Raw genomic sequence first — 15397 nt, 5'->3', positions numbered from 1 at the left:
GGAAGTACGCTGAAAGTAAATCCGCGCCGCGCTCGGAACGAGTCCGACGGAAGGTGCCGCGATGACCGCATGGCCGGTTTCACGAGGTGCGCGAGGGCCCGGTGCCACGGTCTGGGAGCCCGAGACCGTGACGGCCGACCCGTACAACGCCCAGACGCCTTCGGCCGCGCTCGCCGAGCCGGTCACACCCGTGGGGGCCTTCTTCGTACGCGACCACTTCGGCATCCCGCGCACCGACCCCGCCCGGTGGCGGCTCCGGTTCGACGGCGCCGCGGCCGCTCCCTTCACCCTCGGCCACGCGGAACTCCTCGCGATGGAACACCGGGAGCTCGACGTCGTCGTGGAGTGCGCGGGCAACGGCCGCGGCCTGATGAGACCGCCCCCGCCCGGCCTGCCGTGGAGCCAGCAGGCGGTGGGCTGCGCGCACTTCGCTGGCGTGCCCTTCCACGCCCTCGCCGAACGGGCCGGGATCGATCCGGCCGTCGTGGAGATCGTCTTCACCGGAGCCGACTCCGGCACCGTGCACGGCCGCCCGACGCCCTTCGAGCGCAGCCTCCCGCTCGCCGTGGCCCTCCACCCGGACACCCTCCTCGCCACCCGCATGAACGGCGAGCCGCTGGCGCCCGAGCATGGGGCGCCGGTCCGCCTGGTGGTCCCCGGCCGGTACGCCGTCGCCGATGTGAAGTGGCTGGTCGGGGTGCGGGCCGTGACGCACGCGTTCACCGGCGCCTTCCAGACCGTGGAGTACCTCTACGTCGCCTCGCGCGGCACCCCCGAGGGGCCCGTCACGACCGTGCGGGTGAAGTCGGTCATCACCGAGCCCGAGCCGGACACGGCCGTGTGCCGCGGCCACGAGACCCTGGTCCGCGGCCGCGCCTGGTCGGGCGGCGGGGTCCCCGTACGGAGCGTCGAGGTGCGGGCCGCATACGAGGACGACGGCCCGGACCCCGACGGCGGCCGAGCCGGCGGCGACGGGGGCGCAGACGGCGCCCTGGACTGGCGCCCGGCCGTGCTCGAACCGCCGGCGGGCCCGTACGGCTGGAGCGGCTGGTCGTACCGGTGGACGCCGCAGCGCCCCGGACCGTACCGGCTGCTCTCCCGCGCCACCGACGCCCACGGCGACACCCAGCCGGCGCACGCCCCGTGGAACGCCCGCGGCTACGGCTGCAACCCCGTGGCCTGCGTCGAGGTGGTCGTCGTATGAGCCGGCGGAACGGGCCGGCGGCCGGTCGCCCCGCACCCGCCCGGCCTGCACCCCTGCCGCCTCCGCCACCGGACACAGAGCCCCGCGCCCACGCCTCGGATAGGGTGAATCGGTAGGAATCAGCCCCCCGGGGTGAGGTCGGTGCATTGGACACTTACCAGTCGACGAGCGAGGTGCCGGAGCAGCCGGTGGCGGCTGTCGGGTACGCGGGCGTGCTCCGCGAGCTGCTGCCGATCGCCCTCTGGCGCGAGGACGCCGACGGCCGCATCGTCGAGTGGTCGCTGGCCGCCCAGGACCTGCTCGGGCACCGGCCCGAGGACATCATCGGCCGGCCCGGCGCCGCAGTCCTCGTCCCCGAGGCCAACCGGGAGCTCGCCGACCAGCTGACCCGGCGGGTCCAGGCGGGCGAGACCGTCGTCGGCACCCTGCCCGTGCGCCACCGCGACGGCCACCGCGTCCCCATGGAGATGTGGATCGTGCCCGCCGTGGACCCGCAGGGCCGCACGGGCGCCATGCTCATCGCCGTGGAGACCTCCGAGGTCCTCCACATGCGGGACTCGCTGGCCGCCCTGCAGAGCCTCTTCACCCAGTCGCCCATCGGCCTCGCCACCCTCGGCCCCGACCTGCGCTTCCTCCGGGTCAACGACGCGCTGGCCCGGATGAACGGCGTCTCCGCCGCCGAGCACCTGGGCAGACGGCTCACCGAGGTGGTGCCCGGGGTCAACGCCGACGCCCTGGAGGCGACGATGCGGCAGGTCCTCGACCGGGGGACCGCCGTCGTCGACGTCCGCCGCACCGGGCGGACCCCCGCCGACCCCGAGCACGACCGGACCTGGTCCTGCTCGTACGCCCCGCTGCTCGACGGCTCCGGCCGGGCCCTCGGGGTGATCGCCTCCCTCATCGACATCACCGACGGCCAGCAGGCGCAGGCCGAGGCCGAACGGGCCCGGCACCGGTTCGCGCTGCTGGCGGAGGCCGGCACCCGCATCGGCACGACCCTGGACCTCCACCAGACCGCCCAGGAGATCGTGGACGTGCTGGTACCGCAGCTCGCGGACTCGGCCGACGTACAGCTGCTCGAAGCGGTGCTGGGCCCCGACGAGGGCGTGGTGCCCGCCGCCTCCACCCGCGGCGTCCTGCGCCGCCTGGCGGCCCGCTTCCCCGACCCGACCGCCCCCACCGCGAAACTCACCCCCGGCCAGACCTTCCAGATCCCCGTGGGCACCCACTACGAGCGGATCGTCACGGAGGGGCGGCCCATGAACCTCTACGTCTCCGACATCCCGGCCTTGATCACGTCCCCGCGCGCCGACGCCCTGCGCGCCTACCTCGCCACCCTGGGCTCCGCACGGCTGGTCCCGCTCGTCGCGCGCGGCACGGTGCTCGGCGCGGTCACCGTGACGCGCACGCGCGAGCGGGAGCCCTTCGACGAGCAGGACTGCGTACTCGTCGACGAGCTGGTCGCCCGCGCGGCCCTCAACATCGACAACGCCCGGATGTACACCCGCCAGCGGCAGGCGGCCCTGACCCTCCAGCGCAGCCTCACCAACAGCGCGCTGCCCGAGGTCCCCGGCCTCGCGCTCACCGGGCGCTACCTGCCCGCCAGCGACCACGACGTCGGCGGGGACTGGTTCGACGTCATCCCCCTGCCCGGCGGTCGGACCGGGCTGGTCATCGGGGACGTCATGGGCCACGGCATCCACGCGGCCGCCGTCATGGGGCAGCTGCGCACCGCGGTACGGACCCTCGCCCGCCACGACGTGTCCCCGGCGCGGATGCTCGCCTCGCTCGACGCCGTGGTGGCCGACCTGGGCGAGGACGAGATGGCGACCTGCGTCTACGCCGTGTACGACCCGGCGTCCGGCGGCTGCGTCGTCGCCCGCGCCGGGCATCCGCCGCCGGCCGTGGTGGCCACCGACGGGAGCGTCTCCTTCCTCGACGGACCGCCCGGCACCCCGCTGGGCACCGGCGGGCAGGACTTCCGCACCGAGGAGCTGCGGCTGCCCGAGGGGAGCCTGCTCGTGCTCTACACCGACGGCCTCATCGAGGCCCGGGACCGGGACCTCGACCAGGGCATGGACCAGCTGGCGCAGGCCCTGCGCCGGGGGGAGCAGCCGCTGGAGGCACTGTGCGACGGGATCCTGCGGTCGCTGCTGCCGTGTGCCCAGGAGGACGACGTGGCGGTGCTGCTGGCCCGGACCCGGCCGGCGTGACGGGACGCCACGCGGCGCCGCACGCGGCACACCCCGGCCGCCGGCCACACCTCGGCCACCGGCCATGGCGCGGTCACCAGGCCATGTTCTCCAGCGCGTCCAGGTCCGGCGGCCCCGGTTCCTGATCCCCGCCCCCGGTCAGGGGCAGCTCGGCCCAGATGACCTTGCCGCGCTCGGTGTAGCGGGTGCCCCACCGGTCGGCGTACTGGGCGACGAGGAACAGCCCGCGCCCGCCCTCGTCGGTGGTGGCCGCGTACCGCAGGTGGGGGGAGGTGCTGCTGCCGTCGGAGACCTCGCAGATGAGGGTGCGGTCGCGCAGCAGCCGGACCCGCACGGGCGCGCTCCCGTACCGGATGGCGTTGGTGATCAGCTCGCTGAGGATGAGTTCCGTCGTGAAGGAGATCTCCTCCAGCCCCCAGGCGGCGAGCTGCGCGGAGCCCGCGTTGCGCACCCGCGAGACGGCCGAGGCCTCGCCGGGCACCTCCCACTCGGCGATGCGGTCGGCCTCCACCCGCCGGGTGTCGGCGACCAGCAGGGCGATGTCGTCGCTCGGCACCGGGAACAGCATCACGGCGAGCACGTCCGCACAGGCCTGCTCCGGGCTGCGGCCCGGCCGCGACAGCGTCTCGCCCAGCAGGCGCAGGCCGGTGTCGAAGTCCCGGTCGCGGTCCTCCACCAGGCCGTCGGTGAACAGCGCGAGGCGGCTCCCCTCGGCCAGCGTGAACTCGGTGGTCTCGAAGGGCATGCCACCCACGCCGAGCGGGAGCCCGGCCGGCAGCTCGGGGAACTCCACCTGTCCGTCGGGGCTGATCAGCGCGGGCCCCGGGTGCCCGGCGCTGGCCATCGTGCACCGCCCGGAAACCGGGTCGTAGATCGCGTAGAGACAGGTGGCACCGGTGACCGCGGCGGGCTCGGGCTCCCCCTCCGGGTCATCTCCGTCCTCGTCCGGGACGGCCCCGGTCTCGTTCTGGTCGATCCGGTGGATCAGCTCGTCCAGATGGCCGAGCAGCTCGTCGGGCGGCAGGTCCAGGGTGGAGAAATTGTGCACGGCGGTCCGCAGCCGGCCCATGGTGGCCGCCGCGTGCACCCCGTGCCCGACGACGTCGCCGACGACCAGGGCCACACGGGTGCCGGGCAGCGGGATCACGTCGAACCAGTCCCCGCCCACCCCCGCCTTCGCGGGGAGATAGCGGAATGCCACGTCCACGGCGTTCTGCTCGGGCAGCACCCGGGGCAGCAGGCGGCGCTGGAGGGTCACGGCCATCGCGTGCTCGCGGGTGAAGCGGCGGGCGTTGTCGATGGAGACGGCCGCGCGTGCGCCCAGCTCCTCCGCGAAGGACAGGTCCTCCTCGTCGAAGGCCTCCGGGGTGTCGGCCCGCCAGAAGTTGGCCATGCCCAGGACCACGCCGCGCGCCTGGAGCGGTACGGAGATCAGCGAGTGGAGTCCGTACTCGAGGGCCTCGCGGGTCCCTTCCTCGTCCTGGGCCCGCCAGCCCATGGCCGCGTTCAGGTCGGCCGCGAGCACCGCGTGTCCGGCGTCCAGGGCCGCCGCCATCGGGGCCGTGGGCACGACGAACCGGATGACGTCGCCGGCCGGCTGGAGCGGCGTGTCGGTGCGGATGCCGGTGATGGCCGCCCGGCGCATCTCTGAGTAGGTGCCGGAGGCCGAGGAGGGCTCGTCCCCCCGCAGCACCGGATCCAGCAGCTCCACGGTGACGAAGTCCGCGAAGCGCGGGACCGCGACCTCCGACAGCTCCTCGGCGGTCCGCACCACGTCCAGGGTGGTCCCGATCCGCACCCCGGCGTCGTACAGCAGCTGCAGCCGGCCGCGGGCCACCTCGGCCCGGCCGGACACGGCGGCGAGCTCCGTGGAGTCGCGCAGGGTCACTACGCTGCCCGTGGACATGCCCCGGTACTGCTTGGTGGGCCGTACGTTGACGGCGAGCAGCCGGTCGCCCGCCAGGTGCACCTGGTCCGTCACGACCCGGCCGGAGACGAGCAGCTCGGTGGTGCGCGGATCGAGACCGAGGTCGGCGACGGCGCGCCCCTCGGAGTCCGGCGTCAGGTCGAGGAGCCGGCGGGCCTCGTCGTTGGCGAGGACGAGCCGGTCGTCCGCGCCGATGATGAGCACCCCCTCGCGCACGGCGTGCAGCACCGCCTCATGGTGCTCGTTCATCCGGGTCATCTCGGCGGGGCCCAGGCCGCGCGTCTGGCGCCGCAGCCGGCGGCTGACCAGGGCGGCGCCCGCGGTGCCGAGCGCCAGGCCGCCCGCGGCCGCGCCGAGCAGCAGCGGCAGCTGGCCCTCCACCACCATGGAGACGTTCGCGACCTCTATGCCGGTGCCGACCAGGCCGACGACGACGCCTTCGGCGTTCCGTACGGGGACCACGGCCCGGACGGCGTCGCTCGGCTCGCCCCTGAAGGTCTCGGTGAAGGAGCGCCCGGCGACGGCGCGGCTGAGGTCGCCGGTCGCCCGTTTGCCGATCAGTTCGGGAATCGGGTCGGTGTAGCGGACCCCGTCGGTGTTCATCACGGCGATGAAGTCGACGCCCGAGGCCCGGCGGGCGGCCTCGGCCAGCGGCTGGAGCGTGGGGGTCGGATTCCGCGACGCCAGGGCCGCCGCGAGACCGGGGGAGTGGGCGAAGCCCTCGGCGACCGCGAGCGAGCGGTGGCGGGCGTCGCGCTCGCTGTCGACCCGGGCCTGGACCACCAGGGCCACCGCGGCAGCGGTGATCAGCAGCAGCACGATCACCGCCTGCAGGGCGAAGACCTGACCGGCGACGCTGTGGGCCCCGAGGGACAGGCGTGCCCGCAGGCGCGAACCCCGCCCGGTCGGCTGGCGACCATTACGTCCGGTCATGAGCCCTTTCTAACACTGTCCGGAGGGTTTGGAGCGGCTGCGGGGGCGGCGGCGGCCGCACGATACGCACGGGGGCCGAGGCCGACGTACGAGGTGAAGTGCTGGCGGAAGGTGACCTCGCTGGCGAAACCGGCCCGCCGGGCCACCTCCGGCACCGGATGGTCGGTGCGCTCCAGCAGCTTGCGGGCCGCGTCCAGCCGGTGGCCCAGGAGCCAGCGGTGCGGGGTGGTGCCGGTGGCCGCGGCGAAGTGCCGGGCGAAGGAGCGCGGGGACATGCCGGCCCAGCGGGCCATGGTGGCCACGGACAGCGGCTCGTGCAGGGAGCGCAGGGCCCGCTCCCGTACGGCGGCCAGTGCCTCGGCGGTCCGGTCCGCGGCCGGCACGGGCCGGTCCAGGTACTGGGCGTGGCCCCCGGTGCGGAAGGGGCCCGTCACCATCGAGCGGGCGATGGCGGCGGCGGCCTCGGCGCCGTGCGCCTCCCGGACCAGGTGCAGGCAGAGGTCGATCCCGGAGGCCACCCCGGCGGAGGTCCACAGCCCGCCGTCCTCGACGTAGAGCGGGGCGTCCTCGACCACGACCTCCGGGTAGCGGGCGGCGAGCTGCGGCGCCAGCCACCAGTGGGTGACCGCCCGGCGGCCCGCCAGCAGCCCGGCCTCCGCCAGGACGAACGCTCCGGCGCACAGGGCGGCGATCGGCACGCCCCGGCCGTGCACCTCCCGCAGGGCCGCGAGGACCGGCCCCGGCGTCGGATCGGACGGCTCGGCCAGGGCCGGTACGACGACCAGGTCGGCCGAGGCCAGCCAGTCGAGCCCGCCGTCGGGCGCCAGGGTCAGCCCGCCGGGCAGCGGGATCGGACCGGGCTCCGCGGCGCACCGGCGCAGCTCGAACTCCGGAACCCCGGCGCGGCTGCGGTCGGGGCCCCAGACCTCGGTGATGACGGCGAGGTCGAAGCTGCGGATACCGGGCTGGACGACGATGGCGACGCGGCGCATGGGGCCAGTGTGTCAGCAGGGGCGTGACTGCCACCCTGGCAGGATCCCATCGGTCCGGGACCTCGCAGCCGCTGTCGGGCCCGCGGCCCGGCGGACAGCATGGAGCCATGACAACGACCGCGATCGAGATCGCCCCGAACAGTGCCCTGCTGGTCATCGACGTGCAGAAGGGCTTCGACGACGCGTCCTTCTGGGGGCCCCGCAACAACCCGGCCGCCGAGGACAACATCGCCGCCCTGATGGATGCCTGGCAGGCGGCCGGCCGTCCGGTGGTCCTCGTCCGGCACGCGTCCGTGCAGCCGGGTTCGGTCCTCGCCGCAGACCACCCCGGCCACGCCTTCAAGGACCTGGTCGAGAAGCGGCGCGACGGGGCCCTGCTGGTCACCAAGACCGTGAACTCGGCCTTCTACGGGACCCCGGACCTGGCCGACTGGCTGAAGGCCCAGGGCATAGGCCAGCTGGTGGTGGTCGGCATCCAGACCAACATGTGCGTCGAGACCACCGCCCGGATGGCGGGGAACCTGGGCTACGAGGTACTCGTCCCGCTCGACGCCACCCACACCTTCGACCTCGCCGGGCCGGCGGGCCTGAGCCTGACGGCGGACGAACTCGCCACCGCCACCGCGGTGAGCCTCCACGGCGGCGGCTTCGCCCGCGTGATCACCACGGCCGACCTCCTCGAGGCATAGCCCCGCCCCAGCCTCGCCCGACGGCACCATTCAGCCGTGCCGGGGCCAGATCCAGCCCCTCCGGCGTTTGAGGAGCGGGGTCTGGGGCGGAGCCCCTGGGGGCACCTCCCAGCGGTAGCTGGGGGAGAACCCGGCTCCGCCGGGCACCGGGCTCCGCCCGGACCTGCGCCTCAAACGCCGGCGGGGCTGTACTAGGCGGCCGCGTCAGAGAACGTCGGCTGCGATGGTGGCCGCGACCCGCTCCAGCAGGGGACCCGCGTTCGGGATGGACTTCGCCGGGTCGGGCTCCAGGTCCGTGAGCGGGTACGCCTTGCGGATGCCGGCCGCCTCCAGGGCCTCCTGGGTCAGCAGCAGCCGGCCGCACACCGCCACCACGGGCTTGCCGGCCGCGCGCGCCGCGGCCGCGACGCCCGCCGGGGCCTTGCCGTGCAGGGTCTGCTCGTCCAGCGAACCCTCACCGGTGATGACGAGCGTGGCCCGCTCCAGGGCCGGGGCGAAGCCCAGCACCTCCAGCATCAGCTCGATGCCGGGACGGAACGTCGCGCCGAGCAGCAGGGCGCCGTAGCCGATGCCGCCCGCGCCGCCCGCACCCGGGAGCACCGCACACTCAGCGGCCTTCGCGCCGATCGACTTCTCCAGCACCACCGCGAAGTGGGCCAGCGCCGCGTCGAGCGTCGCCACGTCCTCGGGCGAGGCCCCCTTCTGCGGGCCGTAGACCGCGGCGCAGCCCTTCGGGCCGGTCAGCGGGTTGTCCACGTCGCTCGCGAGGACGAATTCCACGTCGGCGAAGCGCGGGTCGACGCCGGACAGGTCGGCCGAGGCCAGGTCGGCCAGTGCGCCGCCGCCCGGACCGACGGGTTCGCCGTTCGCATCCAGGAACACGGCGCCCAGCGCGGCCAGCATGCCGGCGCCGCCGTCGGTGGTGGCACTGCCGCCCACGCCGAAAACGATCGAGCGCGCGCCCGCGTCCAGCGCGGCCTTCAGCAGCTCGCCCGAGCCGTACGTGGTCGCCGTCAGCGCGGCGAAGGTGCCCGCCGGCAGCAGCTGCAGCCCGGAGGCCTCCGCCATCTCGACCACCGCGGTGCCCTCGCGCAGTGCGAAGGCGGCCGTGACCTGGTCACCGAGGGGTCCGGTGACCCGTACCTCCCGGCGCTCGAAACCGGCGGCCACGGCGGCCGCGACCGTACCGTCGCCGCCGTCCGCGACGGGGAGGGTCTCGATCTCCACGCCCGGTACGGCCGAGCGAAGGCCGGCCGTCACCCGCTCCGCGACCTGAACGGCCGTGAGCGAGCCCTTGAATTTGTCCGCGGCGATGAGTACGCGCGCGGCCTCAGTTACTGCTCCGTCCGTCACCTTGCTAATCCCTTGCTATCGAACAGTGCAGTCGCGCCGCCATGAGCTTATCCGGAGGATCCTCCTATGCCCATGAGTGGCCTGGGCCACACCCGGCGCGCCATGCCCCTAAATACGGATATACGCCTGCATAGTGTGGCCGCATGAGCGCCGAATCACTGGAACAGCCACGTCCGGACGCCCGGGCGCGGCCTCCGGCGGCCCCGTAGACGGCGCACCCGACCGCACCGTCGTCACCATCGGCGTGATCGCGGTACTGGCCGTCGTCGCCCGGCCCCGCCGCCCGCCTCCGGGGCGGCCCCCCGCACGGGCGCCGCCGCCCTCGCGGCCATGGAGTACTCCTGCTTCCACTGGACCCTCACCCCCTGGGCCATCTACGGCATCGCCGGCCTGGCCCTCGCCTACGCGACCTTCCGCAAGGGCCGCGGCAACCGCCTCAGCTCCGCCTTCTCCGGCCTGCACAAGGGGGTGAAGTGGCTGAGCGCCACCAATATCGTGCTCGCCGCCGCGGCTCCCTCCACCCGCCCACCTGGCTCGTCGTCACCCGGGGCGTGCTGATGGCCGCCGTCCGGGCCGTGGTCGGCGACGCCGTCACCGAGCAGGGGCCCGACCGCCATCCGCGGCTGCGGCGCGTCGCCGGGTCCAAGGGCCGGGACCGCGGGGACGGGCCTGGCGGCTCCGGGGCGTGATCTCGGTAGGGTGGCTGCGTGACCACCACGGATGACTTCGCCACGTACATCGCGAGCCTGCCCAAGGTGCTGGCCGGCGCGGCCGCCCTCTACCGGGACGCCGAGGGCAGGGTCCTGCTCGTCGAGCCCAACTACCGCGAGGGGTGGACCCTTCCGGGCGGCACCATCGAGTCCGACGAGGGCGAGTCGCCGCGCACCGCCGCCCGCCGCGAGAGCGCCGAGGAGATCGGCCTCGACCTCCCGCTCGGCCGGCTGCTCGCCGTCGACTGGTCCCTCGGCGCCGACCGCCCGCCGCTGGTCGCCTACGTCTACGACGGCGGCGTGCTCGACGCCGGACAGCTCGCCTCGATCAAGCTCCAGCAGGAGGAGCTGATCTCCTGGCGGCTGGTCGAGCCCGCCGAACTCGCCGCGCACCTCCCCGGATCGCTCGGCCGGCGTACCGAAGAGGCGTACCGGGTACTGCAGTCGGGCGAGGGCACGGTGGAACTGGAGAACGGCCGCCGACCGGCCGTTTCGTAACACGAGGCTTACTGCGAGCAGGACAGAATCAGCTGATGATCACGATGTACGCCTGGCCCAGTACCGCAGACGGGCCCGACGCCCTTCCCATGGTCCACTTCACCACCGACCAGCAGTCCGCCGGAGAGGTGACCCCGGAGGGGATGCCGGTCTGGATGTTCGACACGGCGATCCGTGAGGGCGGCTGGTCCCGGTTCACCGACTACGAGGGCTGGTCGGTGCCCGCCACCGAGTGGCGGGCCCTGTACCGGCGCGAGGACGACCTGCTCGCCGTCAGCGGCCCCGGCTCCTGCGAGGGCTGGTACGAGGGAAACCTGGGGGCCGACGCCGAATGGGTGGCGGCGGCCGCCGCCCAGCAGAGCGTGGTCCTGCTCGCCGCCCCCGTCCAGCACCCCTCGCTCTACAGCTACGCCGTGGAGGCCGGCGCCGCCTTCGCCCTGCTGGTCCCGCTCCTCGTCGTCTGACCCCGCAGGAGACGCTCAGGCCAGGAGCTTGGCCTTGGCGCGGTCGAACTCCTCCTGCGTGATGTCGCCCTTGTCCTTGAGGGCGGACAGCTTGTGCAGCTGGTCGGCCGCGCCGACGCCGCCGGTGGGACCCGCCGCCTGCTGGACGTAGCTCCGGAAGGCCGCCTCGTTCTCCTGCACCTGCTTCATGTCCCGCTCGCCCATGCTCCTGCCCCGGGCGATGAGGTAGACGAACACGCCGAGGAACGGCAGCAGCAGCACGAAGATCAGCCATCCCGCCTTCCCCCAGCCGCTGAGGCTGTGGTCACGGAACAGGTCCGTGATGACCTTGAAGAGCAGGAAGAACCACATGATCCACAGGAACAGCCACAACATCGTCCAGAAGACGTTGAGAAGTGGGTAGTCGTCCATGCCCGGCTCCGATCTTGTCGCGATTCCTTCCTTCATACGCCCGCCGCACCGGGTACGCATGCGGAGCGGGGCACCGGGAGGACGGGCTCGGGACCGGGACCGGGGCCGGGCGGGGTCCTAGATCAGCTGGTCCTGGAGCGGCTGCCCGGACTCGAAGGCCAGCAGCCGCACCTTCCGGTCCAGCCCGCCGCCGTAGCCGGTCATGCCGCCCGAGGCGCCGATCACCCGGTGGCACGGCACGATGATGCCGACCGGGTTCTTGCCGTTGGCCAGACCCACCGCGCGCGAGGCGTTCGGCTTGCCCAGCTTCGCCGCGAGCTCCCCGTACGACCAGGTCTCGCCGTACGGGATCCGTACGAGCTGGTCCCAGACGCTGCGCTGGAAATCGGTGCCCTCCAGACGCAGGGGCAGGTCGAACGCGGTGAGCTCCCCGGCGAAGTACGCGGCCAGCTGGCGCTCCACTTCGGGGAACGGCTCCTCGGTGGCGGCGACCCGCTCCCCGAAGGACTCCTCGGCCGGCCGGTGGCGCTGCCCCGTCATGTAGAGGCCGCTGAGGACGCCGTCCGTGGCGACCAGGGTGAGCGGGCCGTAGGGGCTGTCGACGACGGCGTGCTGCTTTCCGCTGTTCACGGTGGTTCGCATGATGTGCTCCTCAGACCGGCAGGTGGTTGATCGGGTGGGCGTCGGTGGCCCACAGGTACTGGACGGCGTACGCGCGCCACGGCCGCCAGGCGGCCGCACGGGCGGTCAGCGCGGCGGGGCCGGCCGGCAGCCCGAGCCTCTGGGCCGCCCGCCGCACCCCCAGATCGGACGGCAGGAACGCGTCCGGGTCGCCGAGCGCCCGCATCGCGATGATCTCGGTGGTCCACGGGCCGAAGCCGGGCAGCGCCGACAGCTGCGCCCGGGCCTCCTCCCAGTCGCTGTCGAAGCCGAGCGGCAGCGAGCCGTCCGCGAGCTCCGAGACCAGGGTGGTCAGCGTCGTGCGGCGGCTGCGCGGCAGGGCCAGGGACTCCGGGTCCAGCGCGGCGAGCGCCTGCGGGGAGGGGAACAGGTGCGTCAGCCCGCCCAGGGGGTCCTCGACGCGCTCGCCGTGCGCGGTCACCAGCCGGGCCGCGTGCGTACGGGCCGCCGCGGTGGACACCTGCTGGCCCAGCACCGCCCGTACGGCGAACTCCTGCGCGTCGACCGTCCGGGGGACCCGGCGCCCGGGGGCCTTGTCCACGAGCGGGGCCAGCAGCGGGTCGGAGCGCAGCTGCTCGTCGACGGCCTCCGGGTCGGCGTCCAGGTCGAGCATCCAGCGGCAGCGGCTGATGGCGATGGTGAGGTCGCGCAGGTCGGTCAGGGCGAGGCGGCAGCCGATGTGGTCGGGCTGGGGGGTCAGGGCGACGACGCCGGTGCCGTGGGGGAGGCGCAGGGTGCGGCGGTAGGCGCCGTCGCGCCACTCCTCTACGCCGGGGACCGCGGTCGCGGCGAGGTGCCCGAAGAGGTTGTCGGGGTTCAGAGGGGCCCGGAACGGCAGCCGCAGGCTGATCGTCCCCGGGATCCGGGGCGGATCGTTCTTGTGGCGGCCGGCCTTCAGGGCCCGCTCCCGCAGCTCGCTCGGGGACAGGGCGAAGACCTCGCGGACGGTGTCGTTGAAGGTGCGGATGGAGGAGAACCCGGCCGCGAAGGCCACGTCGCCCATGGGCAGCTCGGAGGTCTCGATGAGCAGCCGGGCGGTCTGCGCGCGCTGGGCCCTCGCCAGGGCGAGCGGGCCGGCCCCCAGCTCGGCGTTGAGCTGCCGCTCCACCTGGCGGGTGGAGTACCCGAGCCGCGTCGCGAGCCCCGGCACGCCCTCCCGGTCGACGACCCCGTCCTGGATCAGCCGCATCGCGCGCGCGACGGCGTCGGCCCGTGCGTTCCACTCCGGCGAGCCGGGGCTGGTGTCGGGCCGGCACCGCTTGCACGCCCGGAACCCGGCCTGCTGGCAGGCGGCGGCGCTGGGCAGGAAGGTCATGTTCTCGACCTTCGGCGGGACGGCGGGGCAGCTGGGCCGGCAGTAGATCCGGGTGGTGAGCACGGCGGTGAAGAACCAGCCGTCGAAGCGTGCGTCCTTCGACTGCACGGCCCTCACGCAACGCTCTGTATCGGTGTGCATGACTCCAGGATCCGGGCTGCGGATGCCTCCGGCTGGCGGTTTTCCGACATCAAGGCTAGCGGGAAATACAGCCTCGCCGGCGTTTGAGGCGCGGGGCCCGGGGGCGGAGCCCCCGCAACGGCGCCGCGCGGGCTGGAAAACAAGAGGGCCCCTGGATGCCGATGGCATCCAGGGGCCCTCTCTCACAGCTGAGCTCAGCGCAGCGTCGCGGCTCGTGCTTCCCGCCTGTTGTGACGGAACGTGTTCGCCCGGCGGGTCGTCGCGAACAGCGGAATGGTCGCCGCCATCGCGATCTGCAGGGCGCAGCCGGTCTGGAGCAGGAGCTGACCGCCCGGGGCGTCGAACGCCCAGGCCGCCAGCAGCCCCATCGCGCTGACGATCCAGCACAGCATCGCCACGGCGAGCACGCCCCGCGGCTTCGGGTACTCGACCCGGCTCACCATCAGCCAGGCCACCCCGATGATCGCCAGCAGGGTCGGGATGAACGGCAGCTCCAGCAGCACGATCGAGACGACCGTCAGCGCGCCGAAGGGGCTCGGCATGCCCTGGAACACGCCGTCCTTCATCGTCACGCAGCTGAATCTCGCGAGTCGCAGCACCACGGCGAGCAGCACCACGATCGCGGCCAGCGCCGACATCTTCTGGTGCGCGTCCACGGCGACCATGCCGTAGACGAGCACGAAGTAGGCCGGGGCCAGGCCGAAGCTGATCAGGTCGGACAGGTTGTCCAGCTCGGCACCCATCGGCGAGCTGCGCAGCTTGCGGGCCACGATGCCGTCGAAGAGGTCGAAGACCGCGGCGAGCAGCATCAGTATCACTGCCGTCGCGGCGCTGTTACGGGCCATGCCCGACTCGCCACTGCCGGTGAGGTGCGGGATGAGGATCCCGGTGGTGGTGAAGTACACCGCCATGAATCCGCACGTCGCGTTGCCGAGCGTGAGGGTGTCCGCTATCGACAGCCGCAGCGAGAGCGGCATGTCGTCCTCGGCGGACTCCTCCTCGACAGGTTCGGGCACCCAGCCGGCGGCCGGAGTCTCAGGGTCAGTCACGGTCAATTCGTGTCACCCCCGCGGTGGTGGCCTGACCGACCTCGACCGCGACCTCGACTCCCTCGGGGAGGTAGATGTCGACGCGGGAGCCGAAGCGGATCAGACCGATGCGTTCGCCCTGCTCCACCTTGGTGCCGGCCGGCAGGTACGGGACGATGCGACGGGCGACGGCGCCGGCGATCTGCACCATCTCGATGTCGCCGAGCTCGGTGTCGAAGTGCCAGACAACGCGCTCGTTGTTCTCGCTCTCCTTGTTGAACGCCGGGACGAATCCGCCGGGGATGTGCTCCACGGACGTCACCGTGCCCGCGAGGGGCGCGCGGTTGACGTGGACGTTCAGCGGGCTCATGAAGATCGCGACCCGGGTCCGTCCGTCCTTCCACGGCATGATGCTCTGCACCACACCGTCGGCGGGGGAGATGACACGGCCCTGAGCGATCTCACGCTCGGGGTCGCGGAAGAACCACAGCATGCCCGCGGCGAGCGCGGTGGCGGGCACGGCCGCCGCGGCCCAGCGTCCGGACTTGCGGGCCCGGGTGAGGCTGAGCGCCGCGGTGGCGACGGTCGGCAGAAGCCACGGCGATGCTCCGCGCGCGAGGCGTACGCCAAGGAGGCTGTCGCGAGGTGCAGAGGTTTGGCTGTGGGGCATGGATGACCTTCGTAGCGGGTGATTGCCGCGCCGCAAACAGGGGGACGGGACGGCGGCTTTACTGGAATGCTATCGGTTGCACGCAACAACTGGGCAAGCCAGAAGCCGAGTCGATGACCGTCGGCCAGTGACTGGTAGTAACCCTTTCGCGACGAACCCATGGATGAT

14 protein-coding genes and 1 pseudogene are annotated in these 15397 nt (G+C 73.4%); 7 read left to right on the top strand and 8 right to left on the bottom strand.

Features of this window, described 5'->3' with window-relative positions:
- Positions 1 to 61 precede the first annotated feature (61 nt).
- Positions 62 to 1204 carry a molybdopterin-dependent oxidoreductase gene (locus tag ACIPYQ_RS25930; RefSeq protein WP_401255501.1) on the top strand — a complete coding sequence of 381 codons (1143 nt, stop codon included), beginning with the start codon at positions 62 to 64 and terminating at the stop codon, positions 1202 to 1204.
- A gap of 146 nt (positions 1205 to 1350) precedes the next feature.
- On the top strand, positions 1351 to 3417 hold the full coding sequence (locus ACIPYQ_RS25925; protein ID WP_401255498.1) for a SpoIIE family protein phosphatase: 2067 nt from the start codon (positions 1351 to 1353) through the stop codon (positions 3415 to 3417).
- Between the two features lie 73 nt (positions 3418 to 3490).
- Here ACIPYQ_RS25925 and ACIPYQ_RS25920 read toward each other — a convergent pair whose 3' ends face one another.
- Positions 3491 to 6277 (bottom strand): SpoIIE family protein phosphatase, encoded by a 2787-nt coding sequence (locus ACIPYQ_RS25920; protein WP_401255495.1) that lies wholly within the window; start codon positions 6275 to 6277, stop codon positions 3491 to 3493.
- The gene (locus ACIPYQ_RS25915) at positions 6274 to 7269 is read right to left on the bottom strand and encodes a GlxA family transcriptional regulator (RefSeq protein WP_401255492.1); all 996 of its coding nucleotides are present in this window, start codon (positions 7267 to 7269) and stop codon (positions 6274 to 6276) included. Before ACIPYQ_RS25915 ends, ACIPYQ_RS25920 begins: the two co-directional genes overlap by 4 nt.
- 107 nt (positions 7270 to 7376) lie before the next feature.
- Here ACIPYQ_RS25915 and ACIPYQ_RS25910 point away from each other — a divergent pair, with 107 nt between their 5' ends.
- Entirely contained in the window at positions 7377 to 7958 is a 582-nt protein-coding gene (locus ACIPYQ_RS25910) for a cysteine hydrolase family protein (protein ID WP_401255489.1), read from the top strand.
- A 204-nt stretch (positions 7959 to 8162) separates the two neighbouring features.
- Here ACIPYQ_RS25910 and ACIPYQ_RS25905 read toward each other — a convergent pair whose 3' ends face one another.
- Entirely contained in the window at positions 8163 to 9311 is a 1149-nt protein-coding gene (locus tag ACIPYQ_RS25905; protein WP_401255486.1) for a glycerate kinase, read from the bottom strand.
- A gap of 273 nt (positions 9312 to 9584) precedes the next feature.
- Between ACIPYQ_RS25905 and ACIPYQ_RS25900 the strand changes: the two are divergent.
- The 4 genes and pseudogenes from ACIPYQ_RS25900 to ACIPYQ_RS25885 form a co-directional block, all read left to right on the top strand.
- Positions 9585 to 9770: pseudogene (locus tag ACIPYQ_RS25900) on the top strand (BCCT family transporter); the annotation flags it as partial.
- A gap of 98 nt (positions 9771 to 9868) precedes the next feature.
- Positions 9869 to 10000: a hypothetical protein gene (locus ACIPYQ_RS25895; protein ID WP_401255483.1), complete on the top strand. Its 132-nt coding sequence runs from the start codon at positions 9869 to 9871 to the stop codon at positions 9998 to 10000.
- Between the two features lie 18 nt (positions 10001 to 10018).
- Positions 10019 to 10519, top strand: a complete 501-nt coding sequence (locus ACIPYQ_RS25890; RefSeq protein ID WP_361762057.1) for an NUDIX hydrolase — start codon at positions 10019 to 10021, stop codon at positions 10517 to 10519.
- A 35-nt stretch (positions 10520 to 10554) separates the two neighbouring features.
- Positions 10555 to 10983, top strand: a complete 429-nt coding sequence (locus ACIPYQ_RS25885) for a hypothetical protein (RefSeq protein ID WP_361762054.1) — start codon at positions 10555 to 10557, stop codon at positions 10981 to 10983.
- Positions 10984 to 10998: 15 nt separating this feature from the next.
- On the opposite strand, the gene ACIPYQ_RS25880 is transcribed toward ACIPYQ_RS25885, so the two are convergent.
- The 5 genes from ACIPYQ_RS25880 to ACIPYQ_RS25860 form a co-directional block, all read right to left on the bottom strand.
- On the bottom strand, positions 10999 to 11394 hold the full coding sequence (locus tag ACIPYQ_RS25880; protein WP_361762051.1) for an SHOCT domain-containing protein: 396 nt from the start codon (positions 11392 to 11394) through the stop codon (positions 10999 to 11001).
- 117 nt (positions 11395 to 11511) lie between these two features.
- A complete protein-coding gene (locus ACIPYQ_RS25875) occupies positions 11512 to 12036 on the bottom strand; it encodes a methylated-DNA--[protein]-cysteine S-methyltransferase (RefSeq protein ID WP_401255478.1) in 525 nt (174 codons plus the stop codon).
- A 10-nt stretch (positions 12037 to 12046) separates the two neighbouring features.
- Positions 12047 to 13531, bottom strand: coding sequence for an AlkA N-terminal domain-containing protein (locus ACIPYQ_RS25870; RefSeq protein WP_401255475.1), 1485 nt, complete (start codon positions 13529 to 13531; stop codon positions 12047 to 12049).
- Positions 13532 to 13725: 194 nt separating this feature from the next.
- Positions 13726 to 14586 carry a CDP-diacylglycerol--serine O-phosphatidyltransferase gene (gene pssA / locus ACIPYQ_RS25865; protein ID WP_401255472.1) on the bottom strand — a complete coding sequence of 287 codons (861 nt, stop codon included), beginning with the start codon at positions 14584 to 14586 and terminating at the stop codon, positions 13726 to 13728.
- Positions 14573 to 15229 (bottom strand): phosphatidylserine decarboxylase, encoded by a 657-nt coding sequence (locus ACIPYQ_RS25860; RefSeq protein WP_030010161.1) that lies wholly within the window; start codon positions 15227 to 15229, stop codon positions 14573 to 14575. Before ACIPYQ_RS25860 ends, pssA begins: the two co-directional genes overlap by 14 nt.
- Between the last annotated feature and the right edge of the window lie 168 nt (positions 15230 to 15397).

Source organism: Streptomyces sp. NPDC090045, assembly GCF_044747975.1.
Classification (GTDB): domain Bacteria; phylum Actinomycetota; class Actinomycetes; order Streptomycetales; family Streptomycetaceae; genus Streptomyces.
Note: the sequence above shows the minus strand (reverse complement) of the source record. Positions and strands in the feature narration are given on the sequence as shown.

Excerpts from the sequence above, each read along its gene's own strand:
- ACIPYQ_RS25860 (WP_030010161.1), bottom strand. The coding sequence starts at position 15,229 with ATGCCCCACAGCCAAACCTCTGCACCTCGCGACAGCCTCCTTGGCGTA.
- ACIPYQ_RS25930 (WP_401255501.1), top strand. The coding sequence starts at position 62 with ATGACCGCATGGCCGGTTTCACGAGGTGCGCGAGGGCCCGGTGCCACG.
- ACIPYQ_RS25920 (WP_401255495.1), bottom strand. The coding sequence starts at position 6,277 with ATGACCGGACGTAATGGTCGCCAGCCGACCGGGCGGGGTTCGCGCCTG.
- ACIPYQ_RS25880 (WP_361762051.1), bottom strand. The coding sequence starts at position 11,394 with ATGGACGACTACCCACTTCTCAACGTCTTCTGGACGATGTTGTGGCTG.
- ACIPYQ_RS25910 (WP_401255489.1), top strand. The coding sequence starts at position 7,377 with ATGACAACGACCGCGATCGAGATCGCCCCGAACAGTGCCCTGCTGGTC.
- ACIPYQ_RS25870 (WP_401255475.1), bottom strand. The coding sequence starts at position 13,531 with ATGCACACCGATACAGAGCGTTGCGTGAGGGCCGTGCAGTCGAAGGAC.
- ACIPYQ_RS25885 (WP_361762054.1), top strand. The coding sequence starts at position 10,555 with ATGATCACGATGTACGCCTGGCCCAGTACCGCAGACGGGCCCGACGCC.
- ACIPYQ_RS25895 (WP_401255483.1), top strand. The coding sequence starts at position 9,869 with ATGGCCGCCGTCCGGGCCGTGGTCGGCGACGCCGTCACCGAGCAGGGG.
- ACIPYQ_RS25875 (WP_401255478.1), bottom strand. The coding sequence starts at position 12,036 with ATGCGAACCACCGTGAACAGCGGAAAGCAGCACGCCGTCGTCGACAGC.
- ACIPYQ_RS25915 (WP_401255492.1), bottom strand. The coding sequence starts at position 7,269 with ATGCGCCGCGTCGCCATCGTCGTCCAGCCCGGTATCCGCAGCTTCGAC.